Origin of the sequence: Polynucleobacter yangtzensis, from assembly GCF_001595965.1 — a bacterium.
GTDB classification, from domain to species: Bacteria; Pseudomonadota; Gammaproteobacteria; order Burkholderiales; family Burkholderiaceae; genus Polynucleobacter; species Polynucleobacter yangtzensis.
Map to the genome: position 1 here is coordinate 28,074 of NZ_LOJI01000001.1, position 24,319 is coordinate 52,392.

General features: G+C 43.7%; 25 protein-coding genes. 8 read left to right on the forward strand and 17 right to left on the reverse strand.

Going from position 1 to position 24,319, the window contains the following annotated elements:
* Positions 1 to 37 precede the first annotated feature (37 nt).
* From waaF to JaK3_RS00145, 3 genes are read left to right on the forward strand one after another with little or no spacing between them, the layout of a single operon-like run.
* Positions 38 to 1,078 (forward strand): lipopolysaccharide heptosyltransferase II, encoded by a 1,041-nt coding sequence (waaF, locus tag JaK3_RS00135; RefSeq protein ID WP_068319443.1) that lies wholly within the window; start codon positions 38 to 40, stop codon positions 1,076 to 1,078.
* 17 nt (positions 1,079 to 1,095) lie between these two features.
* The gene (locus JaK3_RS00140; protein ID WP_068319445.1) at positions 1,096 to 1,530 is read left to right on the forward strand and encodes a nuclear transport factor 2 family protein; all 435 of its coding nucleotides are present in this window, start codon (positions 1,096 to 1,098) and stop codon (positions 1,528 to 1,530) included.
* A 5-nt stretch (positions 1,531 to 1,535) separates the two neighbouring features.
* The gene (locus tag JaK3_RS00145) at positions 1,536 to 2,162 is read left to right on the forward strand and encodes a DUF2946 family protein (protein WP_068319447.1); all 627 of its coding nucleotides are present in this window, start codon (positions 1,536 to 1,538) and stop codon (positions 2,160 to 2,162) included.
* Here the strand turns inward: JaK3_RS00145 and JaK3_RS00150 are convergent.
* Positions 2,159 to 3,859 (reverse strand): M48 family metalloprotease, encoded by a 1,701-nt coding sequence (locus tag JaK3_RS00150; RefSeq protein ID WP_068319449.1) that lies wholly within the window; start codon positions 3,857 to 3,859, stop codon positions 2,159 to 2,161. The genes JaK3_RS00145 and JaK3_RS00150 overlap by 4 nt on opposite strands.
* 23 nt (positions 3,860 to 3,882) lie before the next feature.
* On the opposite strand from JaK3_RS00150, the gene moaC reads away from it, so the two are divergent.
* Positions 3,883 to 4,368: a cyclic pyranopterin monophosphate synthase MoaC gene (gene moaC / locus JaK3_RS00155; protein ID WP_068319451.1), complete on the forward strand. Its 486-nt coding sequence runs from the start codon at positions 3,883 to 3,885 to the stop codon at positions 4,366 to 4,368.
* Between the two features lie 3 nt (positions 4,369 to 4,371).
* Here the strand turns inward: moaC and JaK3_RS00160 are convergent, their stop codons facing one another.
* The 13 genes from JaK3_RS00160 to JaK3_RS00220 all read right to left on the reverse strand — a co-directional run bounded on the left by JaK3_RS00160 (position 4,372) and on the right by JaK3_RS00220 (position 20,374).
* Positions 4,372 to 5,268 (reverse strand): alpha/beta fold hydrolase, encoded by an 897-nt coding sequence (locus JaK3_RS00160; RefSeq protein ID WP_068319453.1) that lies wholly within the window; start codon positions 5,266 to 5,268, stop codon positions 4,372 to 4,374.
* A gap of 43 nt (positions 5,269 to 5,311) precedes the next feature.
* Positions 5,312 to 5,872 carry a pilin gene (locus JaK3_RS10900; RefSeq protein ID WP_276203323.1) on the reverse strand — a complete coding sequence of 187 codons (561 nt, stop codon included), beginning with the start codon at positions 5,870 to 5,872 and terminating at the stop codon, positions 5,312 to 5,314.
* A gap of 89 nt (positions 5,873 to 5,961) precedes the next feature.
* Positions 5,962 to 6,666 carry a TerC family protein gene (locus JaK3_RS00170; RefSeq protein WP_068319457.1) on the reverse strand — a complete coding sequence of 235 codons (705 nt, stop codon included), beginning with the start codon at positions 6,664 to 6,666 and terminating at the stop codon, positions 5,962 to 5,964.
* A 99-nt stretch (positions 6,667 to 6,765) separates the two neighbouring features.
* Positions 6,766 to 7,659 (reverse strand): succinate--CoA ligase subunit alpha, encoded by an 894-nt coding sequence (gene sucD, locus JaK3_RS00175; RefSeq protein WP_068319459.1) that lies wholly within the window; start codon positions 7,657 to 7,659, stop codon positions 6,766 to 6,768.
* A gap of 15 nt (positions 7,660 to 7,674) precedes the next feature.
* On the reverse strand, positions 7,675 to 8,844 hold the full coding sequence (gene sucC / locus JaK3_RS00180) for an ADP-forming succinate--CoA ligase subunit beta (RefSeq protein ID WP_068319461.1): 1,170 nt from the start codon (positions 8,842 to 8,844) through the stop codon (positions 7,675 to 7,677).
* A 189-nt stretch (positions 8,845 to 9,033) separates the two neighbouring features.
* Entirely contained in the window at positions 9,034 to 9,555 is a 522-nt protein-coding gene (recX, locus tag JaK3_RS00185; RefSeq protein WP_068319465.1) for a recombination regulator RecX, read from the reverse strand.
* Positions 9,556 to 9,572: 17 nt separating this feature from the next.
* Positions 9,573 to 10,658, reverse strand: coding sequence for a recombinase RecA (gene recA, locus JaK3_RS00190; RefSeq protein ID WP_082786353.1), 1,086 nt, complete (start codon positions 10,656 to 10,658; stop codon positions 9,573 to 9,575).
* Positions 10,659 to 10,771: 113 nt separating this feature from the next.
* Positions 10,772 to 11,314, reverse strand: a complete 543-nt coding sequence (locus JaK3_RS00195; protein WP_068319469.1) for a DUF2878 domain-containing protein — start codon at positions 11,312 to 11,314, stop codon at positions 10,772 to 10,774.
* Between the two features lie 317 nt (positions 11,315 to 11,631).
* Positions 11,632 to 12,636, reverse strand: coding sequence for a hypothetical protein (locus tag JaK3_RS00200; protein ID WP_068319471.1), 1,005 nt, complete (start codon positions 12,634 to 12,636; stop codon positions 11,632 to 11,634).
* 240 nt (positions 12,637 to 12,876) lie between these two features.
* Complete coding sequence (locus tag JaK3_RS00205) at positions 12,877 to 14,307, reverse strand: SEFIR domain-containing protein (protein WP_068319472.1); 1,431 nt, start codon at positions 14,305 to 14,307, stop codon at positions 12,877 to 12,879.
* A 232-nt stretch (positions 14,308 to 14,539) separates the two neighbouring features.
* The gene (locus JaK3_RS00210) at positions 14,540 to 17,638 is read right to left on the reverse strand and encodes a type I restriction endonuclease subunit R (protein ID WP_068319473.1); all 3,099 of its coding nucleotides are present in this window, start codon (positions 17,636 to 17,638) and stop codon (positions 14,540 to 14,542) included.
* Between the two features lies 1 nt (position 17,639).
* Entirely contained in the window at positions 17,640 to 18,821 is a 1,182-nt protein-coding gene (locus JaK3_RS00215) for a restriction endonuclease subunit S (protein ID WP_068319474.1), read from the reverse strand.
* Positions 18,818 to 20,374, reverse strand: coding sequence for a type I restriction-modification system subunit M (locus tag JaK3_RS00220; RefSeq protein WP_068319476.1), 1,557 nt, complete (start codon positions 20,372 to 20,374; stop codon positions 18,818 to 18,820). The genes JaK3_RS00215 and JaK3_RS00220 overlap by 4 nt, the downstream gene beginning before the upstream one ends.
* 289 nt (positions 20,375 to 20,663) lie before the next feature.
* Between JaK3_RS00220 and JaK3_RS00225 the strand changes: the two genes are divergently transcribed.
* Both JaK3_RS00225 and JaK3_RS00230 read left to right on the forward strand, forming a co-directional pair.
* Positions 20,664 to 20,912, forward strand: coding sequence for a helix-turn-helix domain-containing protein (locus JaK3_RS00225; RefSeq protein ID WP_082786330.1), 249 nt, complete (start codon positions 20,664 to 20,666; stop codon positions 20,910 to 20,912).
* Entirely contained in the window at positions 20,909 to 21,133 is a 225-nt protein-coding gene (locus JaK3_RS00230; protein WP_068319478.1) for a hypothetical protein, read from the forward strand. Before JaK3_RS00225 ends, JaK3_RS00230 begins: the two co-directional genes overlap by 4 nt.
* Positions 21,134 to 21,626: 493 nt before the next feature.
* Here JaK3_RS00230 and JaK3_RS00240 read toward each other — a convergent pair whose 3' ends face one another.
* Positions 21,627 to 21,857 carry a helix-turn-helix domain-containing protein gene (locus JaK3_RS00240; RefSeq protein ID WP_068319482.1) on the reverse strand — a complete coding sequence of 77 codons (231 nt, stop codon included), beginning with the start codon at positions 21,855 to 21,857 and terminating at the stop codon, positions 21,627 to 21,629.
* 120 nt (positions 21,858 to 21,977) lie between these two features.
* Here JaK3_RS00240 and JaK3_RS00245 point away from each other — a divergent pair, with 120 nt between their 5' ends.
* Entirely contained in the window at positions 21,978 to 22,532 is a 555-nt protein-coding gene (locus JaK3_RS00245; RefSeq protein ID WP_068319485.1) for a hypothetical protein, read from the forward strand.
* A gap of 18 nt (positions 22,533 to 22,550) precedes the next feature.
* Entirely contained in the window at positions 22,551 to 22,808 is a 258-nt protein-coding gene (locus JaK3_RS00250) for a hypothetical protein (RefSeq protein ID WP_068319487.1), read from the forward strand.
* 503 nt (positions 22,809 to 23,311) lie between these two features.
* Here JaK3_RS00250 and JaK3_RS00255 read toward each other — a convergent pair.
* Positions 23,312 to 23,770 carry a hypothetical protein gene (locus tag JaK3_RS00255; protein ID WP_068319489.1) on the reverse strand — a complete coding sequence of 153 codons (459 nt, stop codon included), beginning with the start codon at positions 23,768 to 23,770 and terminating at the stop codon, positions 23,312 to 23,314.
* Positions 23,771 to 23,913: 143 nt separating this feature from the next.
* On the reverse strand, positions 23,914 to 24,156 hold the full coding sequence (locus JaK3_RS00260; RefSeq protein WP_068319491.1) for a helix-turn-helix transcriptional regulator: 243 nt from the start codon (positions 24,154 to 24,156) through the stop codon (positions 23,914 to 23,916).
* Positions 24,157 to 24,319: the final 163 nt, after the last annotated feature.

The following is a 24,319-nucleotide window of genomic DNA, read 5'->3' on the forward strand; positions in this document are numbered from 1 at the left end:
AGCGCCTCTCATTGAGGCGCTGAGTCGGGATACATTCATGCACAGTATTCTGATCATCGCCCCAAATTGGATTGGGGATGCAGTAATGACACAGCCCTTGCTGGCGTCTCTCAAAGCACAATATCCAGAATCAAAAATTGATGTACTTGCCAGCACTTGGGTTGCTCCAATCTATCGCGCCTGCTCAGAAGTACATGAAGTCATCGAAGCAAAGTTTGAGCACAAACAATTGCAATGGGGCTTGCGTAAAGAATTAGCCGGTAAGCTCGCACTAAAAAAATATCAGGCGTGTTTTGTATTGCCTAATAGCCTGAAGTCAGCGCTGATTCCATGGCTTGCTAGCATTCCTTTTCGAATTGGCTATCGCGGTGAGTTGCGTTTTGGCTTAATTAACGTAGCACTAGATAATCCAAGTAAAGTAAATCGGCCGCCGATGGTTGAGCACTATCTTGCATTGGGTCAGCTTTTAAATGGTGAGCATGCTTCACCAACCAACGTAAATATCACGCCAAAGTTAAATGTATCTAATCCAGCTCATCACTCGGTACAGGCTAAATTAAAAACTGCCCACATTGATGGGTCACATATTTACGTGATGTGCCCTGGCGCTGAGTACGGCCCAACTAAACGTTGGCCAACTGGTCATTTTGCGGAGTTGGCGCAAAGCATTGCTACCAATAACCCAAATAATCAAATCATCCTTTTGGGCAGCAAAGGCGATCACTCTCTCGCCCTAGAAATCCAATCCAAAACCAAAGGGGATGGTCATATTCATAACTGGTGTGGCGATACCTCTCTTGATGAAGCCATTGCCCTAATTAGCATGAGTAAAGCAGTCATCAGCAATGATTCCGGCTTAATGCATATTGCGGCAGCCCTCAAAACACCACAAGTTGCCATTTTTGGGTCAAGCGATCCCGCTCATACGCCACCACTGTCCGATAAAGCCAAAGTCATTTGGCTAAACCTTCCTTGCAGCCCATGCCATAAGAGAGAGTGTCCCCTAGGACACCTCAAGTGCTTAAATGACATATTGCCAGCACAGGTATTGGCTACACTAAATACCTTGCCGTCTTAACTCAGGAAAAGTAAGCTATGCCTAAACTTGCCAGACTCTTTCAAAATGCAGATGATGTTGTCGAGGCATGGCGTGATGCACTGAGCCATCGTGACGTACAAAGTGCTTTAGATATTTGGCTGGATGATGATTCCATTACCTGCGTTCTCCCTGAAGGACATCGCCTAACTGGACATGCAGAAATTCGCGAGGGCTTGGAACGACTACTTGCAAAGCAACCACTATTTCTAGAACCTATCGCATGCATTAGTCACTCAGTACTTGGCGCCGCTGTATATGACACGACTGAAGCTGTTCATTTACGAGCAGATCAAGTTGAAGCAGAATTTTTCCTCAACATCACACTGGTGCTTCTACAAGATAGTCAGGGATGGCGTATTGCGCACTTACACGCAAGTCACTCCACTGAAGACACCTTCGACGCACCCTCTACACCACACGGCTTGCACTAGACACTATGGATGATCAAGTACTTCGGTCACTGATGAAGTGGCCAAATGTGCCTGATTGCTATGGCTGGCTTGCACTAGATCGTCGTGGCCTATGGCGGATGCGCGATGAATTTTCGCAACAAAATCGTCTTCCAGGGCAAGTTATTCAACACGTTGCTCTCAATGACTTTATTGCTCGCAACTACGCATGTGATGAACTCGGAAGGTATTTTTTTCAAAACGGTCCACAGCGTGTCTTTATTTCGCTAGATGCCACCCCCTGGATTGCACGCATCATCCCCAACGATCAAGGCGAACAATTTCTTACTCAATGTCATAACGTCATTGATCCAGATTCAGCCCTAAGCGATGAAAACGGTAATATTTATATTGTTGGAAAAGTAGATCAAACAATCTGCGACAGCAGCAAGATTAGTAATGAAAGCCGGCAATTTCTTAAAAGAGAAACTCAAACAATTGCCCTTTTGCATGATCACGATCTAGATCGTTTTTCTGAGCTAGCCAAACTCCGCGAAGAAGCCTGTAGCTTTGGGGGATCCTGGTCTTGGCAAGGAAAGCAGCTTCCACTAGACCCCATACATTCCCAAGAGTTAGCTACGCGCTTTCGTTACCAAGCTACGCCGCAACCTTAACCGGGAGCTTGCTTACCCTGCTCTTTGAGCTCATCTTGATATTGCCTCTGCATTTCACGCAAACGAGCATCAATACTGGAGCCCTGGTAAAAATCGGCCCCACCAGCTGAGCGAGCAATGCGAAGTTGTTCAATTGCTGAAGGCCAAGCCCCCTCAAGGGCATATTTTTCACCAAGCGCGTAATGACGCATGGGGACATTACCAGCCTGATCATAAGACTTGGACAATAAATTCCACCACACAATTTCATTGGGCTGAGATCTTGTTCGCGCCTTTAGCCAAGTGATCGCATCATTGGTACGGCCGAGTTTTAGTTCAGCATTAATCATTGCCGCACCGGCTGCATAAGATTGTGGATATGCACGCAAAGTAGCTTGAGCAATTTGCAGGGCCTCTTCACTCTTGCCTTTGGCCAAAGCTAATTCAGAAGCGGTGATATCCAAAGACAGGCTCTGCCTTTGGATCGGCGAGCCTGGCGCACTGGCCTTCTGGGCTAAATTGCGCGCTTGCTGCAAATTGGTTTCGGCTTGATCAATTTTTCCTTGACGCTGAGCAATGAGAGCTAAGCCATAGAAACCTTCTAACTGTTTTCCAATTTGAGGTTGCTTACTCAAGCTATCAAAAGTATTTTTTAAGTCGTATAGCCCACTCGAACTACCAGCTTGTTCCATACGTGCTCGCGCCTTGATGAAATAAAACTCAACGGAACTAGGCACGTTGCGCGTTGCCACAGTCCGCGCCCGATCTTGCATATCGGCAATACGATCTGTTGTTAAGGGGTGGGTGCGTACGTAGGCAGGCACACCTTTATCCATAATACCGGTGGCCTTTTGTAAGCGCTGGAAAAAGCCTGGTGCACCATTTACATCGTAACCACTGGCCTCCAAAATCTGAAAGCCAATACGATCAGCCTCACGCTCTGCATCTCTCGAATAAGAGAGTTGATTGTTAATAGCAGCCGCTTGACCGCCCTGCATAAGGCCCGCTGCAGCTTGCGGATTACGAGACATTGCTAAGGCGCCAAGGACCATGCCGGCAATCGCAATCATCGTATTAGTGGTTTGCTTATCCAGTTGACGAGCTAGGTGCCGCTGCAATACGTGGCCCGTTTCGTGCCCCATAACTGAAGCTACCTCAGAATCGGATTCTGCGCTCACAATCAATCCCGTATGAAAACCAATAAATCCTCCGGGCAATGCAAACGCATTAATACTGCTGTCTTTTACAGCAAACACTTCGAAGTTATACGCTCCGCTACCCTGCTCGTTTGCGCCACCAAGCTGCAATTTTTTTGCAGCCTGTAGCAAGCGGCGTTCCATCTGATTCAGAAAATCATAAAGAGGCAAGTCATTTGAGTAATCAGGGTCAGGACGAATCTGGCGCATAATCATTTCGCCATATTTACGCTCATCCACTCGACTTAATGCGTCGCCTCCTGGATCACCCATGTCCGGCAAAACAATGGTTGGTTGACTGCGCAAAGCGCTTCGTGTTGGAGCATTAGCCGGACGCGCATCGGGTGACTGCATGGCCCTGCCAATATTCTGAATAGCAGCAGAATTACCTTCTACGGAGACGTCCCCTGTAGGAGTTGCAGAATAAGCAGGAAAGCCGGAGAAAGTCAGCCCCAACATGAGCCAAATGGCCAAAGTACGGCGCAAAAATATGGTTTTTGGATCTGACTTTATGTCTTGCATCCCTATATGGTAAAACTTATCCCATGAACAAACTAACTCATTTTGATGCCAGCGGGCAAGCCCACATGGTAAACGTTGGCGATAAGCCTAACACCCATCGTATCGCCATCGCTACCGGCAAGATCACTATGCTTCCCGAAACCTTCAAAATGGTCGAAGCTGGCAACCATAAAAAGGGCGATGTTCTAGGTATCGCCAGAATTGCAGGTATTCAGGCATCCAAGAGAACGTCAGACCTGATTCCTCTTTGCCACCCATTAGCCCTAACCCACGTTAGCCTAGAGTTTCGAACCAATCCCCAAGACAGCAGCATTGCCTGCCAAGTAAGAGCCGAAACTACCGGGCCAACTGGCGTAGAGATGGAAGCCCTCACCGCAGTCCAAGTCGCCTTACTCACAATCTACGATATGTGCAAAGCAGTAGACCGAGGCATGGTGATGGGTGATGTGAAACTACTTGAGAAGAGTGGCGGCAAGAGTGGGGAGTGGAAATCTAACAACCCCGCCTAATAATTACTTTGATTTTAAAAATTCAATGTAATTGGTAGCAACCTCTTTAGGGGTCTCAAGCATCAATAGGTGGCCGGCTTCATTAATAACTAAGTATCGATTTTTCGGATACTTTTGTCGCAACCTCTGAATGTCGACAACATCAAAAATCCTATCTTGTTTGCCCCACAGAATAAGAGTAGGGATAGGCGATGGTGGATTTTTTTCAATCTCGTATAAATACAGATTAACGATATCCCATACCTGCTGATAGTGGCGGTTAGACTTTTGATAATCAGCGATTAGACTCTGTTGAAGAGATTCTGGCACTACAGGCGGCTTATAAAATAAAAGTTGATTCTCTAGATTGAGTTGATCCACAGAAATAGGGATGAAGGGATTAATACCCTGATAAAGGGCGCTCTTTACCTGTGTACTCCAGCCGCTAATGCCTAATGGCGAACCAATGAAGGCAAGCGACCTTACCTGCATCGGATAGGCTCGCGCATACATACTTGCGATTGCGCCACCCATAGAACTTCCGGCAAGATCTAATTTCTGAATATTTAATGCATTTGTAAATTCATGAAGCAGCCTAACTTGATTTTCTAATTTGTAATCAACGATAGGAAAGGGAGCGCTTTTTCCATATCCAGGCAAGTCAGGCGCAACCACTAAATAACCTGCAGCAGATAAATAGCAGGCAAGCTCTGACCATTGCTCCTTTTGTGCAAAAAGCCCATGCAATAAAAGAATGGGGGCACCCTTACCTACTTTAAGGTATTCAACAGCGCCACCGCCGATGGGAATAGTTTTCACTTCGATATTGCATGTGCCAGACACAGTCTGAGCGCCGACGCTGCCGATGAATAAAAATATGGCGACAAATAAGTAGAAAAATTTCAGAAATATGCGATTCATATCTCTACTATACAAATAAGCCGCCCTAAGGCGGCTATTTAACTTATTTATTTGTAATTCTGCATTCAGAGGGCAACAACTGAGAAATCAAGTTAGTTTCCGTTGACCTACAGGACCATCCACCAGCCCAAGTTGAGCCTTCTGGCTTTGAGAGATCCAATGGCTTAGGAGAATTAGCATCAGGCTCATTTGTAGGGACTAAATGCAGGGTGTTTTTACCCTCTGGCGCAACACTCGCTTGGTAGTCGATTGCGATTGCTCCTGACGGAGTAATTTCAATCAGCTTAACACTGCGAGTTGGTGTAAATGTGAAGGATCCATGGGTTGCTTCATCCATTGGTACAGTGCCGCGACTTGCAAAGGCTTCCGTAACTGCCAGCTTGGCACTTGAGGATAAATTCATGCCTTCTACAACACGGCTTCGAGCAATGTAGTCTTGATATTGCGGTACTGCTACGGCAACCAAGATGCCAATAATGGCCACGACCACCATCACCTCAATCAAGGTAAATCCAGCATCTTCATGAATATCTGAAGTTTGCTTTTCTTGAATGCCTTTATTTTGACTCTGCATATTTTCTAGCTCCGAGGTGAAATGCCTCATGATCCAGTCTACGCCTCATGCTCACAAGGAAGTTACCAATAAAAAAGCCGGCTTTGAAGGCCGGCTTTTCTGATTCAACTGTAAGAAAATCAATGCGCTTTAGCAGCGTTCTTTTTCTTCAGATAAGTTCCCACCAAAATCACGATAGCAACACCAATTACCTCAAAAGCAAGCTTGGCGTCACCTAAAGCAGCCTGAATGCTGTCTTTGATAGCAGGATCATCGACCAACATTCCACCAGCCAACAGACCCAAAAGTCCGGCGCCCAAAGTGATGATGATTGGGAAACGCTCCATCACCTTCAGCAACATAGCGCTACCAAAAATGATCAATGGAATAGACATTCCCAAACCAATGATCAACAAAAGGAGGCGAGTCTCTTCTGGACCTTTTTGTGCTGCAGCTGCAACTGCCAATACGTTATCCAAACTCATTACTAAATCGGCGATCAAAATCGTACGAATAGCAGCCCAGATGCTGGTCTTGGCTTCCATATGCTCTTCACCACCGCTATCAGATAAAAGCTGGATACCGATGTAAAGCAATAACAAGCCACCAACAATTTTTAAGTACGGCAAAGTAAGCAATGCTACTGCTGTAATGGTGAGCACGACACGCAAAATAATTGCGGCAGCACTACCCCAGAAAATTGCTTTCTTTTGTTGTGCTGGTGGCAAATTGCGCGATGCTAAAGCGATCACAACTGCGTTATCGCCAGATAACAAAATATTTGCAACGATGATTGATAAAAGCGCCGCCCAAAAGGTAGCGTCAGAAAATGCTGAAAAATCCATGGTGTCTCCTACGTTTCTCTTATGTTTTATTTTATTTTTAACTACTGGGTACTACAGAAAAGGATGCTGTTTTAGCAGCACCCTTTTTCCAAACGCTAATTACAACATGGCCTTCAATAAAGCAGCCATTTCTGATGGGTTCTTTGTTACTTTGAAGCCACACTCTTCCATAACGGCAAGTTTGGCATCAGCAGTATCAGCACCACCAGAAATCAATGCGCCTGCATGACCCATTCGCTTGCCTGGAGGCGCTGTTACGCCGGCAATAAAGCCAACTACAGGCTTTTTCATATTGTCTTTGCACCAACGAGCAGCTTCAGCTTCGTCTGGACCGCCAATTTCGCCAATCATGATCACAGCATCAGTTTCTGGATCTTCATTGAACATTCTCATAATGTCGATGTGCTTTAGGCCATTGATTGGGTCGCCACCAATACCTACTGCTGTGGACTGACCTAAACCAATTGCTGTCAACTGACCAACCGCTTCATAAGTCAATGTACCGGAACGGCTAACAACACCAATGCGGCCTTTCTTATGAATATGTCCAGGCATGATGCCAATCTTAATTTCGTCTGGCGTGATGATGCCTGGGCAGTTAGGGCCAAGCAATAAAGTCTTCTTGCCGCCAGCAGCTTCTTTTGCATGCATCTTGTTGCGCACTTCAAGCATGTCGCGCACAGGAATACCTTCGGTAATACAGATCACAAAGTCGAGGTCAGCTTCAACCGCTTCCCAAATTGCTGCAGCCGCGCCAGGAGGCGGAACATAGATAACAGAAGTAGTTGCACCAGTTTGCTGTGCAGCCTCTTTAACCGTTCCATAGATAGGAATGTTAAAAATGGACTCGCCAGCTTTTTTAGGATTTACACCGGCAACAAAACAGTTTTTGCCGTTTGCGTATTCCTGACATTTTTCAGTATGGAACTGACCTGTCTTACCAGTAATACCTTGTGTAATGACTTTGGTGTTTTTATTGATCAAAATAGACATATTGAAATTCCTGGATTATTTGTTTTTGGCAACAGCAGCAACTACCTTAGTAGCAGCTTCAGCCATTGAATCGGCGCTAATAATTGGCAAACCAGAGTCTGCAAGAATCTTCTTGCCCAACTCTTCGTTAGTGCCCTTCATGCGCACAACCAAAGGTACTGTGAGGTTTACTGCTTTACATGCAGTAACAACACCGTCAGCGATCACGTCACAACGCATAATGCCGCCGAAAATATTTACCAAAATAGCTTCAACACTCTTGTTCTTCAACATGATCTTGAATGCTTCAGTTACTTTTTCTGCTGTAGCACCGCCGCCAACGTCCAAGAAGTTTGCTGGCTCGCCACCGAACAACTTAATGGTGTCCATGGTGGCCATTGCCAAACCTGCACCATTCACTAAACAGCCGATATTGCCATCTAAAGAAATGTAAGCAAGGTCAAATTTAGAAGCTTCAATTTCAGCAGCATCTTCTTCATCGATATCGCGATAAGCTACGATTTCTGGATGACGGAACAATGCGTTTGGATCAAAGTTGAACTTGGCATCCAAAGCCTTGATTTTGCCGTTGCCTTCAAGGATTAATGGGTTGATTTCAACCAATGATGCATCGGTATCCCAGTAAGTCTTGTAAAGGTTTTTGAATACGTCGCGTGCCATTGGGATAGACGCTTCAGGAACGCCAATACCTTTAGCAACAATATCGCAATCAGCATCTGTCAAACCAACCATCGGATCAACAAATACTTTAATAATTTTTTCTGGGTGAGATTCAGCAACTTCCTCAATATCCATACCACCTTCGCTAGAAGCCATGATCACATTCTTTTGTGTGCCACGGTCTGTAACGATACTGAAGTAGTACTCTTTTTTAATATCAGCGCCATCTTCGATTAAGAGACGATTTACTTTTTGACCCTCTGGTCCAGTTTGATGCGTCTTGAGCTGCATGCCCAAAATTTCAGAAGCATATTTCTTCACTTCGTCCATGCTTTTAGCCAATTTCACGCCGCCACCTTTACCGCGACCACCAGCATGAATCTGTGCTTTTACAACCCATACTGGGCCACCTAATTTTTCAGCAGCTTTCACTGCCTCATCAACACTAAATGCAGGAATGCCATTAGGAACAGGCACATTAAATTGGCGAAGAAGTTCTTTGCCTTGGTACTCGTGAATTTTCATATTTACTCCGAAACGGTATCTTTTTTAGCAAGCGATGAGGATTAGTAAAACCGATGTCGCCACAATCTCATACTTACTCTTGAAGCTGGCTATATTTGCCAAATTTGAATAAATGCGAACGGCTTGACCGACTCCATAAGTCTATCATGCTGCAACGCCGCAAATAGCGTTTTTCGATCCGTAATTGCCCTAATCAGGGGTTTGACCGCCTATGACCTTGGCCACAATATCGGACCCAAACCCCTTGGAAGCTAGGAATCGGTATTGTCTGGCGCGTTCCTTTTGTTCAGTGGCGCGCTGGCCATATTTACGCATCCAAAGGTCATAAGCGCGCTGGAATTCGGTCTCTTTTAAGACTCCCAGTAATTTGGCTGACTGCTTAGAATCTACCCCTGCCCTTTCGAGCTCGTCGGCGATCTTTCTCATGCCGTATCGCTCGCTGCGGCGGCGAACCAAGGCCTCAGCAAAACGCTCGTCGGACAACCAACCACGAGCCTCAAAATCATCCAAAACCGCTTCAATCTGGGTATTTCCAGATTCTGGGGTTTGTTCCACCTGATCTCCACCTAACTTACCCCACCTAGCCTCTGATTCAGCCAATTTGGTGGCTAAACCCTTGCGGCTGTATTCTCGCTGCGACAAAAGACGCAAAGCCCGAGCTTTGAGACTCGGGCTTTGTTTGGGCTTTTTATTACTACTTGATTCTGACATTGAATTATTCAACGGGATTATTCGACTTCTTCTTCCTCGGCCAATACATCAGTCACTACAGCTGAGCCGACTTTCACACCAAGCTTCTCACGAATCTTTTTCTCGATATCTTGGGCGATGGCTGGATTCTCTTTTAAGAACTCGCGCACATTGTCTTTGCCTTGACCAATGCGATCACCGTTGTAGCTATACCAAGAGCCTGACTTTTCTACGAGATCAGCCTCAACACCCATATCAATGATTTCGCCTTCTCTAGAAATACCAGCGCCGTACATGATGTCAAAAATGGCTTCACGGAATGGAGGAGAAACCTTGTTCTTCACAACCTTAACGCGAGTTTCGTTACCAACAACCTCATCGCCTTTTTTGATGCTACCGATACGGCGAATATCTAAACGCATAGAGGCATAGAACTTCAAAGCGTTACCGCCAGTAGTTGTTTCTGGTGAACCAAACATCACGCCAATCTTCATACGAATCTGGTTAATAAAGATCACAGTGGTATTGGTACGCTTGATGGCACCAGTCAATTTACGTAAAGCTTGGCTCATCAAGCGTGCTTGCAAACCTGGCAAGGAATCGCCCATGTCGCCTTCGATCTCAGCCCTTGGAACTAAGGCTGCAACCGAGTCGATCACGATTAGATCAATCGAACCTGAACGCACCAAAGCGTCTGCGATTTCTAAAGCTTGCTCACCAGTGTCTGGTTGAGAAATCAACAAATTATTTACATCAACACCGAGGCGTGATGCGTACTGCACATCAAGAGCATGTTCCGCATCAATAAATGCGCAAGTGCCACCAAGCTTTTGCATTTCTGCAATTGCATGCAATGTAAGTGTTGTTTTACCTGAAGATTCTGGACCGTAAATTTCAATTACGCGCCCACGCGCAAGACCACCAACTCCAAGAGCGATATCTAATCCGAGTGAACCGCTAGAAACTACCTGAATATCTTGACTAATTTCGGCATCGCCCAATCTCATGATTGAACCTTTGCCAAACTGTTTCTCAATTTGTGCCAGTGCTGCAGTTAATGCTTTTTGTTTGTCCCCGCTCATTCCTTCAAATTCTGAAGAGGCTGATTGCTTTTTGTTATCCAAGGCCATTTTTATTCCCTTTTCACTATGTACTGGGCTTTTTCCCGAAGTTTTATCTACTGTGTAACAACTTAGGAGTTACTGTATATAAAAACAGTAGTCTTTGCAAGCGACTTTTAAAGCGAATTTACGGATTTTTTACTAAGCTGGGCTTGATTGGCTCGATCCCAATAGAAAAAGAGGGGAATAGCTATAGCCCAGACCACCCCAACAAGGATAAATCCAGTGATTTGACCACCTGGGCCCCAACCTCCAGCACCCATCCGGATACCAGCCTCATAAGACATTGGGCCGGCAATACCGCCTAAAACAGCTCCTAAAACAGGTCTGCCTCGCAACCAGGTCAAGGATCCATTGACAGTAGTGGCCACCAAAACCCACAAGACCCACATCCACAGAGGTGACAAATACGGCGATGGCCAATCATCCTGAAAATCCAGATAGCCCAAATGCATGATGAGGGTATCAGCCACCAAACCAAAGATAAAAGCCTTAACTAGAAGGCGCACCTCTGTCTTTGGCGAAGGTGAGCGCCAAGCATGGAAGACGATATATGCGAGAGTGGCAGCTACCGCCCAAAACACTTGTTTATTGGCCGCACCTAGTACACAGGCAAACCAACCAAGCTGGAAAATAACAAAGTTCCAAAATTTAGCCATACCCAGCACCCTAAGAAAAAAGCCACTGCCGAGGGGCAATGGCTTTTAGATTTGGTGGGAATCAGGGAATCAAATTATTTATATAAGTATTTGATTTACAAAGACTATATTTATTTAATTTAAAAAAATACTCACAAAGTTACTCACACTTTGTAAAAGCACTCCCAAAAACCAAAAATAAGCGCTATGGCCACCACCCTACAGCGCAGCATTTAAAAACAGCAGAGCACGAAAGTGCTAACACCACATTTAAATATAGCTGAGCCAATAAATTGCCCCCCAAAAAAACTCTGCCAAATAATACCCTTTTTCAAATTTTACTTAGTCATTGATTTTGATACCAAAGTAATTACATCATCAGCTCGAAAGCGGATGGTTTGCCCTAGCGATTCAATATAAACGTAAGAAGATGTTTGGTGCACTAGATAGCCCTCAAAAAATTGCCTGGAAGCCCTCTCAAGCTGACCAGGAATAGATTGTTGCGCCTCCGCAGATATGCCAAGCAATACAAATTCTGGGCGAGCTCCGCCAATTTTGGAGCTCACTTGCCCATATAAAGTGGTGCCATATCCTATCGCCGCAATAAATACGCAAATAACTACATACATGCCGTTATATATCAGCCTATCAGCAGTTTTTTTGTAACGCGCAACTCCATCAATTGCAAAATTGAGAAACATAAAAATGCTAGCGTAAATAATAAATACAGTATTTGTTACGTCCGACCAATCCAGCGAAAAAAACACATACAGGGCAATAAGCTCAATAATAATTTTTACTATCGTAGTAAATCTGGGGAACTTAACGTCAAAATTTGTCACATCAAGTGTGTATGTGATGAAAAACGAGCCTATCAAAACAGCATAAAAAGATTTAAATTCGGCATTATTAATGGCTATAGAAGTAAAGAATACGGTAGATAGGCAGCAAAAGAATAATGCTGTGATCAAGGAATGAATCAAAGCAACAATAGACCAAAATGGCTTCCGCCCACTTCTATTAACCCACGCAAGATCTTCCTTAAGCCACGTTGGCGTAAATAGCACGGCACGCCCAGCGAAAAGATAAAAGCAAACGATGAAGAATAGAAAACTTAAACCTGCAAGTAGATAACGGGCATTAACAAATTCAACATCAAGAATTCCAGACCTCGCCAGATTTGAATTTAGTACGAGAAAGCCAGATGCATATAGGATTCCAACGGCAATTGCATAGATCCAAGGCCCAAATTCCTTAAGCAATATTTTGGGGTCGAGATGTTGTAAGCCAACCGCTTTCGCTTCTCGATATAGATTTTCTAGCGGGGATTTTTCCTGACTCATAAATTCTTTCAATATCCAGCCCAAGCAAGTAAATTGCTTTATGTTGATAGTACATTTGAATATCATCAAAAGATAGATTTATAGGCATCAAACAACCATTACAAAGCAATCAGCTCGAAATATTAATAAATGAATATTTCAAAGAAAGTAGCCTAAAAATTAGTTAACTCTGTAACAAACTTCTAAACGCCAATTCTGGCCAGAAAAAGGGGAACATCTTTATAACGACTCAGCGATTTCCTATGCAATGCTATCGAGAGCATCCATATTCATACTTTCCCAAAAATTGATTCCTGCCAAGAAAAAATTCGGCCAACGATTAATATCCAATCTCTTAAATCCATCTTTTACAGCGATACGCAACTCCTCAGCGCTTTTAATGCCTGTAATCATGGCCAGTTTTTGGAAGTGGCGGTGCTGCGTTGCTCGCATAAATAATGGGGCAGGCCTGGATCCAGACCAATAATATAAAGTCTGCGGGAACCACCAGTTGTCTTTTGAGACGGCCGCCATCATCAAAATCAGCAACTCAGCCTCCATAAGAGTGGGAAATATGAGCTCTTCTCTGCTGGCTTGACGTTTAATTAATTCTGCAGCCGGAGAAAGAAGTTTCTTTCCCGGAGGCGCTAATATTTGCAGGGCATCCGAACCGCCATGAAAAGCTGTGAACGGCCCAAAACCATTTGATGTTCGCATTGTTTCTGGCAGCAAATAATTGGTGGTGAGAATTAGATTTAGAGTTGAAAACGATTGAACCTTGATTAAGGCCGCGACTATATACAAAAAAGTTTCATAAACAAAAACACTGTGCGCCTCAAACCAAGACTGGTACCAGACAGACACCTCTTCTGGTCTAGACTTAAGCTCCAAAAGTCGCTCGAGCACCATGATTAGCGTCTCTTCAAACTTTTCGCGATCTGCCCCTTCGGCCTCAAGCAATATCCAATTAACGATTTGGTCTCGAATCTGCTTTAGCTTGCCGCAATCCTCCAGAACCTGCTCACCCTTAATATCTTTTTCAGCTTGCTGCCTTGTTCTCAAGGCATCTGCATATTCATAGCACGCATCAAAAAAATCTTTGCGATATAAGTCTAGTCTCGGCTTACCGTTAACGATTGCCTGCTTTAATTCATAGAACTTAAGCTCTGCTTTATTTACTGGTGAGCTTGAGTCAGTGGTTATATATAAAGGTACTTTTCCCAGTTCAGGTTTTTCATGAACTGGTTTTCCATAAATTGCACGAATTAATTTTTCCCAATTCTCATTTACTGCTTGAGAGCTTGAGAAATCGATCCAAATACGATTACGAAGAAATACAGGTAAAAGTGGCTCACCTGACCCATCAAATTCACATACTATTGGAATGAACTTAGATTGCGCTACTTTTGAATAAATTTCTCCAGAAATAATTTGTGACTCAGTTCCAACGCCGGCTTTTCGTGCATCTGCTTTAGCAGCATACTCAGCATCACAAAAAATAAGCACATGACTTACGCCTGGATCAGTAACCATTGATTCCATAAAGGCATATTTATCATGGCCTTCTTTTAGGCTCCAAACATCGAGAACTGCGTCTATCCCGTCACCTCTCAGACGTTCTGCATATTTACGAATTGATTCTTGATGGCCAGGAGAAGACCAACTGTAGGAGATAAATACTTTTGGTTCCAAGGCACATCCTCTTAGTAATTTTTACAAATGGGGATCTGAAAAATTAAGCTAGCCAATGAACATACATCATAAATGCTACTTGGCCATGTCTCATCGAAATTAGAGCCTGCCAAACCTTAATACCCGTTTTATCATACTCATTCATTTTTTTAAAATTTCCAAGATAGCTGCATATTGCCAGTGCCATGAGCACAATTACCTATTAGTAACTTGCAATACTTACTAAACCCTATTAAATCTGCCCACCCACACCTTTAAACTTCTCAACAAAAGCGGCAATCTTTTGAAACACGCTTTGCTTCTTTACCAGATATTGCGGATTAAGCGGACTCATCTTAGGCAGGATGGCATTAAGCTCGGTGCCGTTATCACTAGCAAACTCTCGCTTTAATGAAGCAGCGATATAGCGTCTAGCTGCTTCTGCATTTAAGTTCTCAGCACCTATTAGCTCTTGCGCTTCACGCTGCTGCTCCCCTTGGGCAAAAGCAAAAAAGGCATCAATCACACTAGCCTTATCGCTCATTTGATCCAAATCAGCTTGATTAATAAAGTCAATCAATAAACCCTCTTTAGCACGGTTTCCAAGGCTAGCGCGAATGACTCGGCGCACATCCTCAACAAGCGAAGCCTTGTCTTTAACCTTTTTATTATTTTCAAAGATCAGTTCTAGGATGTAGTCTAGATTGATCTCCTGTGATTTCAGCAAGTCCACCTCAAAAACCACATCATCCCAATCGACGGTAGATTCTTCCTTCTCTGAAGAAACTTTTTCACGACGTAACCAATCGCGAATATCGTTGTAAGTTGATCGATAATCTTGAATTTTTCGCTCAGCAAGCACCTTGATTAATTGAAGCGATGCAAAATCCTGATCACTCAAATAATGCTTTGCCTTGAAATCTGCAACTGCTGCTGCATCATTTTGATCAACCCCTTGTAATGCCCTTAAACTAGCAAACTCATCATAGTTTTGCAGCACATTCTCAACACGCAAATACTCTCCAAAGAGTTTTGCGAAGGCCTTCTTGTCTGACTCCTTAACAATCTCCGCAGGGTTAGGAAAACGCTGCTCAAGCTCTTTTACAATCTCCACATAGCCGCGTCGTACCTGACCAGTGAGCGCGTCGGTAAAACCCTCCATATACTCTTTGTAACTCTTCTCCAGCACCACATTTTTAGTGTTTTTATCGCCAAACAGCGTAATCGCATCAATCGTGGCTTGTTCCAAATCACGGAATGTAACGATATTCCCAAAAGTCTTAGTGGCATCAAGAATACGATTAGTGCGTGAATAGGCCTGTATCAAGCCGTGATAGCGCAAGTTTTTATCTACAAATAAAGTATTTAGAGTGGGCGCATCAAACCCGGTCAGGAACATACCCACCACAATCAACAAGTCAATTTCCTTGGACTTCACTCGCTTGGCCAAGTCACGGTAATAATCCTGAAAACCCTTGCTATCTACACTAAAACTGGCCTTAAACAGCGCGTTGTAATCCGCAATAGCCGTACTCAAAAACTCCTTCGCACTGCTATTCATGGCGGAGACATCAAAACCCTCATCCTGAATATCGCCGACTGCATCTTGTTCTTCATTAGCCGCAAATGAGAAGATGGTAGCCACTTTCAGCGGCTTATCACTATTTTTCTGAAGCTCTTTAAATGACTCGTAATACAGCTTAGCAGCATCCACGCCGCTCACAGCGAACATCGCGTTAAAACCTTTATTGCCCGCTTGGAGGCGGTGAGTCTTTTGCCTGAAGTTACTTAAAATGTACTGGGTAATCTCACGAATACGTTCAGGGTGTAACAACGCCTCCTTGTTTTCTGCCGCGCTGAGTTTTTTCTCATCCCGCTCAGATTCAATAGCCTTAAAGCGCGGACGCACATTGTTGTAGTCCACCTTAAACTTAAGGACCTTTTCATCGCGGATTGCATCAGTGATGACATACGAATGCAATTCGCGACCAAACACGCTAGCAGTAGTTTCTGCGCCAAGCGCATTCTGCGGAAATATTGGAGTTCCGGTAAATCCGAACTGATAGAACTTCTTAAACTTCTTATTCAAATTTTTCTGCGCTTCACCAAACTGGCTGCGGTGACACTCATCAAAAATAAAAACAACCTGCTTGTTATAAATCGGCAGATCGCCTTCGCTTTTCATTAGATTATTGAGTTTTTGAATAGTGGTGACAATGATCTTGTTGTCATCCTTCTCCAGGTTGCGCTTAAGCCCAGCAGTATTATCCGAGCCATTGACGCTATCGGGCGAAAATCGCTGATATTCCTTCATGGTCTGATAATCCAGATCCTTGCGATCTACTACAAAGAAAACCTTATCAATGAAATCCAACTCCGTAGCTAAACGCGCAGCCTTAAAACTCGTTAAGGTCTTGCCCGATCCAGTGGTATGCCAAACAAAACCACCGCCTTCAAGACTGCTCCAGCTCTTTGCTTGATACGCGCTCTTAATCTTCCATAGAATTCTCTCAGTAGCAGCAATCTGATAGGGGCGCATTACCAACAGGGTATCGCTAGCATCAAACACCGAATAATGTAGCAATACATTGAGTAAAGTGTTTTTTTGGAAAAAAGTGGCAGTAAAGTCTTTTAGATCTTTAATGAGGCTGTTGTCTGCCTTTGCCCAATTCATGGTGAAGTCAAAGCTATTTTTATTGCGAGCGGTGGTATTTGCAAAATAACGGCTATCCGTACCATTGGAAATCACAAATAACTGCAAATACTTGAATAAGGAATGCTCACTATTAAAGCTTTCCTTGCTATAGCGATGCACTTGATTAAACGCTTCACGAATAGCCACGCCACGCTTTTTTAACTCTACCTGTACTAGCGGTAGGCCGTTGACCAGAATTGTCACGTCATAACGATTGGCATGCGTACCTGTTTGTTCAAACTGTTTGATTACCTGACATCTGTTGCGGGCAACATTTTTCTTGTCAAGCAAATAGATATTTTGGATGCGCCCATCGTCAAAGACAAAGTCGTGAATATAGTCATCATGAATCTTGCGAGTCTTATCAACAATGCCATCGCTAGGCCTATCCAACCAGGTTTCAACAAAACGCAACCACTCGCCATCAGAAAACTGCACGTTATTGAGCGCCTGCAATTGCACGCGTACATTAGCAAGCAAGGCTTCAGGCGTATTCAGGCTGGGCAGATATTCGTAACCCTGGTTAACTAAATCCTGAATCAACTCACGCTCTAGATCGCTTTCGCTTTGGTAACTTTCGGAAACCTGCCACTCTCCGATATATTTATCTAAAACGATAAAGTTATTTGATTCAACAATAGTTTTATAGTCGCCCATATTAGCTCACTACATCTTCTGACCGGGGAAAGTTCAATAACAAATCACGGTAATACTCGAATTGCTTCTGACGCAATTCGATTTCACGTGGTAAGCCTTCACTGATGGAGTTGGTAAGGGCATCGAACTTATCGAGGATAGACGCCACGCGCTCTTGTTCAGATTTTGCGTTGGGAACCAGAAAACGATATTCCATTATTTTTTCTTTGTTTCCGCGGGGCATTTTTGCCCCTTTGGCATGCTTCATGTTGTATTCAAAAAATCCCTCATCCGCTAAAACGTGAAATAAATATCGAGTACTCAACGTCTCATCAGTTGGATGAATCACCAAAACATCACCATTTACCCCTCCGGCACGATCAGCATGCCATATCTTCTTTAGGTAAGGGCGGATATTGCCAATTAAAACATCGCCATTTTGATACCCTGTTAAATTACCTTCCGTTGGCACATAATTGGACTCGGTCTTTCCCGCTCGATTCTGCAAAAGATTATCAACACCCACATAATTCGTTGAATCTACTTGCTCAGAGCAAATACGCACTTTTGAGTATTCCGCCACTTCCCCAAGCACCCTCCATTCAGCCCCCTTCTCAAAACTCAACAACTTATCTCGATAGTAGTTATATTGTTTTTTACGAGCTGTAAGCTCCGCTGTAAGCTCCGCTGTAAGCTCTGTGAAATTGTCCAAAATACGGACAATTTCAGCTTGAATTTCAAGAGATTTTTTTGGGTCTTGTGGGCAAGGGATGGGGATTTTCTTACTAGTAAATGTGCCAATCCATTGACGCTTATGATCTCCATCGACTAACTCACTTGGCAGAGTATTTAGCCAGTAGTAAATGTATTTAAGCAATACCCTATTCTGATCGCTTGATGTGATCATCTTCATTGCTGAAGATTTAACCTTGAAATCAAAGTCAACCCATTTGTTTGCAGTAGTGAAATCATCAAAAATAATTACAGGATGTTCAGAAGCCTTATAAATTCCACTCGCTTCGTTAGTGTAGCCAAGAATAAAAGTTTTACCTGCAGTCAGAACTGGTATATTAAATTCATCGCTGTAGTTCTTTGCCGCTACTAAGTATTTAGTGGGCTGCTCATATTGAGTTACATCCCCTAGGGATAGCAACTCTACAGTAACGCCATCCAAGAGCTTTTCCATAAAGCTCAGGTCGCTCATACTCCAAACCCCTCACCTTCAATCTCCTTAACGATGACATCAATATCCTTACGAAGTTGATCAATCTTGGCCACAGTGATTTTTAGCTCAGCATTAAGCAGCGCAATATCCACCACTTCGCGACCATCCCTGGCCTCGACATAGCCACTGACCGACAGGTTGTAGTCATTGGCAGCAACCTTCTCAAGCGATGCGGACTGCGCGAAGTGCTCTACGTTCGCTTTGCTGTCAAACACCCGGATGATTTGGTTGATGTGCTCGTCCAGCAGCACGTTGTTGTTGGTTTCTTTCTTAAATAAGCCGCTAGCATCGATGAACTGGGTAGTGGTATCTAATTTGTGTTTGGATAACACCAAAATATTTACAGCGATGGTGGTGCCATAAAACAAATTGGGCGCAAGCGAAATCACCGTTTCCACATAGTTGTTATCTACCAGGTATTTTCGAATTTTTTGCTCTGCCCCACCACGGTAAAAAATACCGGGGAAGCAAACGATCGCAGCGCGGCCTTTACTGGACAGATAGCTAAGCGCGTGCAGTACAAAAGCAAAATCAGCTTTGGATTTGGGAGCCAACACGCCAGCTGGGGCAAAGCGGTCATCATTAATTAGCGTAGGGTCATCTGAACCTATCCATTTCACCGAATATGGTGGATTAGAGACAATGGCATCGAAGGGCTTGTCATCACCAAAATGGGGGTCAATTAAAGTATTGCCCAACTGAACATTGAACTTGTCATAGTTGATGTTGTGCAAGAACATATTCATCCGCGCCAAGTTGTATGTGGTGTGGTTGATCTCTTGCCCAAAAAAGCCATCTTCAATCACGTGGGTGTCGAATTGTTTTTTGGCTTGCAATAGCAACGAGCCAGAGCCACAGGCCGGATCATAAATCTTGTTGACACTAGTTTGCTTATGCATGACCAGCCGAGCAATTAACTTAGATACATGTTGTGGCGTAAAAAATTCACCACCGGATTTACCAGCATTGGCAGCATAGTTCGAAATCAGAAATTCATAAGCATCGCCAAACAAGTCGATATGACTAGCATCAAAACCACCGAAGTCCAGCTCAGCCACACCTTTGAGTACAGCGGCTAGACGTGTATTTTTATCCTTTACAGTATTGCCAAGGCGGTTACTCGTGGTATCAAAATCAGCAAAAAGGCCTTTAATATCTTGCTCAGAAGGATAACCATTAGCGGACGATTCAATCGCTGCAAAGATAGTGGCCAGATCGGTATTGAGGCTTTCATTGATATTAGCGTTAGCGGCCACATTCACAAATAGCTGACTAGGATAAATGAAATAACCCTTGGTTTTAATGGCATCGTCCTTAACCTCCGGAACAATATCCTTATCGGAAAGTGCGGCATAGTTAACACTTTCATCGCCACCTTCAATATAGTTGGCAAAGTTTTCACTGATAAAACGATAGAACAAAGCACCAAGCACATACTGCTTGAAATCCCAGCCATCTACTGCGCCTCGCACATCATTGGCAATTTGCCATATACGGCGTTGCAGTTCGGCGCGTTGTTGGGCACTAGTCATGCTGTCTTTCCTATTTTGATACGTTTTAATTGCCGCACCATAATGGGCAAATGGCTTAAATGATGCAAAGCTCGGCTAACGGCAATATATCCTGCACACCTCTGAAAGCCTCAATCAATACTACCCCACTGAATTAGCCGGCAAACCCCAGGATGACTTGACCGACTACCTAAACTTACGAGCACTCATCAATCGACCAGTGAGTCAGGATAGCCTTAATAAAAGGCCCATAAATTTACTATTTTATAGTATAAAATGATCTATATCGATTAATAAATACTCTTAAATAATGATTACTTGCCGTCTTTCGACCATTTTAGGCGCTCGCCGCATCAAGGTTTCTGATGTTTGCCGGGCTACAGGTATTGCCAGGGCTACCTTAGATCGCTATTACAACGATCGGGTTAATAGCTTTGATCGGGAGGTACTGACCAAGCTCTGTGATTACCTGCAGGTTGAACCCGGGGAGTTGATTGCCAAGGTTGAACAAGGAGATTTATTTGCGCCGCTCACTGCTAGCAATAAGGAGTCTTCATGAACGAGCGAGAGATGAAACTGCTCCTGGATAACCAAGCCTTGAAAAAAGTTCAGGTGCACTATGGAGTCATGTCCCAAGGCTACATGATTGTGGCTGATGGCAAGCCACTAGAAACCGGCAAGGGCGAGACAAGAGAATTTAAAACTTTAGATGCTGCTGCCAAGCTGTTATTCAAACTCGGTATTGCCGATTTTGCAATCAAACTCAAAACCACTGCTTAAATCTTGGGACTCGGGAGCCTAAAGGGCAATCATGACTCGCATTGGCCACTTTAATCTCTATGAATGTCCTAAGTGCGGGCAAATTCACATTAAATCCGAATACTCCTCTATTAGCCTTTATATGGGCATGCCACCGGACGCCTACTACGCCCCTACAGATTTAATGATTTGTCAGAAATGCGGAGAAAAAAGTCCTTTTTCTGAATACATCCCTGTGGGCCAAATGGAGCCCCGAGAATTCAAAGAAAAATGGATGGATCCAAGAAGTCTATTTCCATACTTTTCTGACCAACCTCACAGCACCTCCCTTCGTGATCCAATGGAAATCCTGAGCAGAATTGGTGATGAGAGCTTTTGCCAATTTGGCAGGAAAATTCCCAAATCCTGGATTTCTACTTTGATGGATAAATGCAGGAAATGCCTACGCCTTTTCTAAACTTGATTAATCTTGATTGTTTTCAAGTTGATTGAGGTCCAAATGAATATGCCCAATTTAAGACTCTTCGCTCAATAATGCTTGAGTTGAAACTTGTAATGCAGTTGCAAGTTTCACAAGCACCTCCAAAGAAGGGTTGGCAACTACACGCTCAATTTTGCTCACTAGCGTTCTATCAACCCCCGCCTCTAGCGCAAGACGCTCTTGAGCCAACCCATGCTCCAAACGAATTCTCTTGATATTTAGCGCCAGTAGATTCTTTTTTTTAGCTAATTCTCGCTCCCACATAGTGGCTCTCCCTTAATTACAAGGGTTATCACCGATCCTTGGCTATAAATCCACGGTTTGTGAGCCACGGCTTTAAAGCTACAATTTAAATATTAATTTTTAGAACTAGTGGGGGTTTCCATGCAAACCATCAGAGCTATTGTTTTAGCATTTGCTGCGCTACTATGCGTACCTGCGCTTGCCCAAAGCAATACTGAATTACTGGATAAGGAAGTAAATCGCATTAAAGAGCAAATGAGGGATAAGAAAATCAGCAGAACAATGGGGTTTAAGGAAATGCTCTCCGCTGTTAAAACTTATGTACCAAACGACAAATTATCTCTGGATCTTTTGACCTCTACTATTGAGTACTCGGAGTTATTGGATAAGAAAAAAATCTCCAAACAAGAGTACGATAATCTCAACGCCGCTAGATGGGAGCGCTATATAGCTGCCACCGCAGAATTAAAAGAAGCCAACGAGAGAGCGCAGCGTCAAGCGGATCTAGAAAATGATCGTATTAGACAAGCTCAAGCAGCCGCATATGACGAAGCCATAAGGCAGCAAAGAAACGCCATGGCTGGAGCTGCAGCATTGCAAGGCGTCGGCAGAGCATTTAATAACTCATTCGGTCAATCGATCACCCCGCCACCTCAGATCTGCAATTACTACGGCGGCACTCGGTACTGCTACTGAGAGCGACAGGGAAATAACATGCAAGAACAAAACTGGCAAACCGTTGCTGCCAACTACCGAGGGAGGGTCTTTTGGATACTGGTCATTGGGCAAATGTATGCCTTTTACTTATTCGTTGCTCCAAATCTATCATTGACGGCCTGGGCAAAAGATCAAATGGGATCCTGGTATTACGATGACTTTATTTGGATGGTAATTTGGGCCATCGTCTTCGGATGTATTTTGATAATCTCCAAAGCGCTTGAAAAGATTGCCTTTCTCAATTTAGAACAATAACAAACCATAACACCCATATCATGTCAGCCGATATGAGCAATCAAACCCTCAATGGAAAACACTGGAGAGTACCAAGGCTGGATCCCTTGGCGTAATAACGAAAGCATCAATTCCACTAGCAGACACACAACTCTAGAAGCAAGAGAATCTATTCAGCACAACCTTGATGTTCATGACGGATTAAATTTGATTAATTTCCGTCAATGTTTAGGGGGTCGACAAATTTTGACCACTCCTAAACCGCAATATTTAAATAAATATCATCTACTTTTTTATTCATATAGGTATGGTATTTGTATAAAGGTGTGCATATTTGCTACCTGAAGCAAGAAATGAATATGAATTCTAAAAGTGACATGCAACCCTTATATTCATTAGAAATTTCATCATTTTCCTGTGTTTTGGTAGGTGCCGTTTTCACACTTAATGATTTTCACAAGAGCAGATTGAGCACTTAGTTTTTTCTCTAAGGGTGCCGTTTTAGCACGTAGTAGGCGCCATATTTACACTTCCTCTTTTTTATTAGGCTGATTCTTAATCAACCTTAAGGTAGCCTTAGCCTCCCTCACCTCCCGAAAAGATTTATAAAGATGATCTGCTTTTATTGCTGAAAGCTTGTACTTGGGCAACTCATACATGTCTAAATCAGTAAAACGATAAAGGTTAGGCTTTTTGCCTCCACTAGCAATGCCCCCTTGCAGGGTGAGCCTAATAAACCCAAGGGCTTCTAGCTGTTGCCTTGCTCTCATAATGGTGTGTCGCGAACTCCACCCCCGGTGAGATAAAACAGCAAGGGCGGTGGTAGCAGCCCCATTATTGGTACTTCCCACCTGCGCCCTTAAGTCACACCATAAACCTTTTGCCGCCGGAGATAAACATCTCCAGGCTACGCTATTTAAGACAATGTCATAGAGTCGCCTATGCGCCCCATTGGGGTCTGGAGAATATGATTTTTTAGACATGATGCTCCACCCTGTAATTCATGGGATCAGCTAAAAATTTGTGAAGTTTGTGATTTGAGTAAAAGGAACAGCGCACATCCGTCTGTATTTGGTTTCGCATTAAGCCCAGTTTGCTGCTGGGCTTTTTTGTTTGATGGGTCATCTTATTGATCGCCTGCAATATAGCCAGCAGGATCAGATAACCACTTGTGCAGTTCGGCATTATCGTAAAAGGTACAGCGAACCCCTAAGCGCTCTGCCTTAGGTGCCCTACCTTGTTTGCTGAGCATAAGAAATGTTCCCAAAGAGACCGGCGAAAATATCTTAAACCCACTCCAGCGGGATTTGCCAACATGGGGAAGTGTTGGCGGCTGAGGTGTTTCTACTGCTTTTGATTTTTGAGACATCTTAGAATTCCTTATGTTACGTCTGCCGTTATTGGCAAACCATGAAGGCAATTCTGAGTCTATAAATATCTTTTTCTAAGCGTTATAAACGTTATAAATTAACCTCTAATTAATAACGCTTGATTTAATATCGGATATACCTTGGCAGGTGTTGGTTATTAAA

Coding starts and splice junctions, on each gene's coding strand:
- waaF (WP_068319443.1), top strand. CDS start 38: ATGCACAGTATTCTGATCATCGCCCCAAATTGGATTGGGGATGCAGTA.
- JaK3_RS00140 (WP_068319445.1), top strand. CDS start 1,096: ATGCCTAAACTTGCCAGACTCTTTCAAAATGCAGATGATGTTGTCGAG.
- JaK3_RS00145 (WP_068319447.1), top strand. CDS start 1,536: ATGGATGATCAAGTACTTCGGTCACTGATGAAGTGGCCAAATGTGCCT.
- JaK3_RS00150 (WP_068319449.1), bottom strand. CDS start 3,859: ATGCAAGACATAAAGTCAGATCCAAAAACCATATTTTTGCGCCGTACT.
- moaC (WP_068319451.1), top strand. CDS start 3,883: ATGAACAAACTAACTCATTTTGATGCCAGCGGGCAAGCCCACATGGTA.
- JaK3_RS00160 (WP_068319453.1), bottom strand. CDS start 5,268: ATGAATCGCATATTTCTGAAATTTTTCTACTTATTTGTCGCCATATTT.
- JaK3_RS10900 (WP_276203323.1), bottom strand. CDS start 5,872: ATGAGGCATTTCACCTCGGAGCTAGAAAATATGCAGAGTCAAAATAAA.
- JaK3_RS00170 (WP_068319457.1), bottom strand. CDS start 6,666: ATGGATTTTTCAGCATTTTCTGACGCTACCTTTTGGGCGGCGCTTTTA.
- sucD (WP_068319459.1), bottom strand. CDS start 7,659: ATGTCTATTTTGATCAATAAAAACACCAAAGTCATTACACAAGGTATT.
- sucC (WP_068319461.1), bottom strand. CDS start 8,844: ATGAAAATTCACGAGTACCAAGGCAAAGAACTTCTTCGCCAATTTAAT.
- recX (WP_068319465.1), bottom strand. CDS start 9,555: ATGTCAGAATCAAGTAGTAATAAAAAGCCCAAACAAAGCCCGAGTCTC.
- JaK3_RS00195 (WP_068319469.1), bottom strand. CDS start 11,314: ATGGCTAAATTTTGGAACTTTGTTATTTTCCAGCTTGGTTGGTTTGCC.
- JaK3_RS00200 (WP_068319471.1), bottom strand. CDS start 12,636: ATGAGTCAGGAAAAATCCCCGCTAGAAAATCTATATCGAGAAGCGAAA.
- JaK3_RS00210 (WP_068319473.1), bottom strand. CDS start 17,638: ATGGGCGACTATAAAACTATTGTTGAATCAAATAACTTTATCGTTTTA.
- JaK3_RS00215 (WP_068319474.1), bottom strand. CDS start 18,821: ATGAGCGACCTGAGCTTTATGGAAAAGCTCTTGGATGGCGTTACTGTA.
- JaK3_RS00220 (WP_068319476.1), bottom strand. CDS start 20,374: ATGACTAGTGCCCAACAACGCGCCGAACTGCAACGCCGTATATGGCAA.
- JaK3_RS00225 (WP_082786330.1), top strand. CDS start 20,664: ATGATTACTTGCCGTCTTTCGACCATTTTAGGCGCTCGCCGCATCAAG.
- JaK3_RS00230 (WP_068319478.1), top strand. CDS start 20,909: ATGAACGAGCGAGAGATGAAACTGCTCCTGGATAACCAAGCCTTGAAA.
- JaK3_RS00240 (WP_068319482.1), bottom strand. CDS start 21,857: ATGTGGGAGCGAGAATTAGCTAAAAAAAAGAATCTACTGGCGCTAAAT.
- JaK3_RS00245 (WP_068319485.1), top strand. CDS start 21,978: ATGCAAACCATCAGAGCTATTGTTTTAGCATTTGCTGCGCTACTATGC.
- JaK3_RS00250 (WP_068319487.1), top strand. CDS start 22,551: ATGCAAGAACAAAACTGGCAAACCGTTGCTGCCAACTACCGAGGGAGG.
- JaK3_RS00255 (WP_068319489.1), bottom strand. CDS start 23,770: ATGTCTAAAAAATCATATTCTCCAGACCCCAATGGGGCGCATAGGCGA.
- JaK3_RS00260 (WP_068319491.1), bottom strand. CDS start 24,156: ATGTCTCAAAAATCAAAAGCAGTAGAAACACCTCAGCCGCCAACACTT.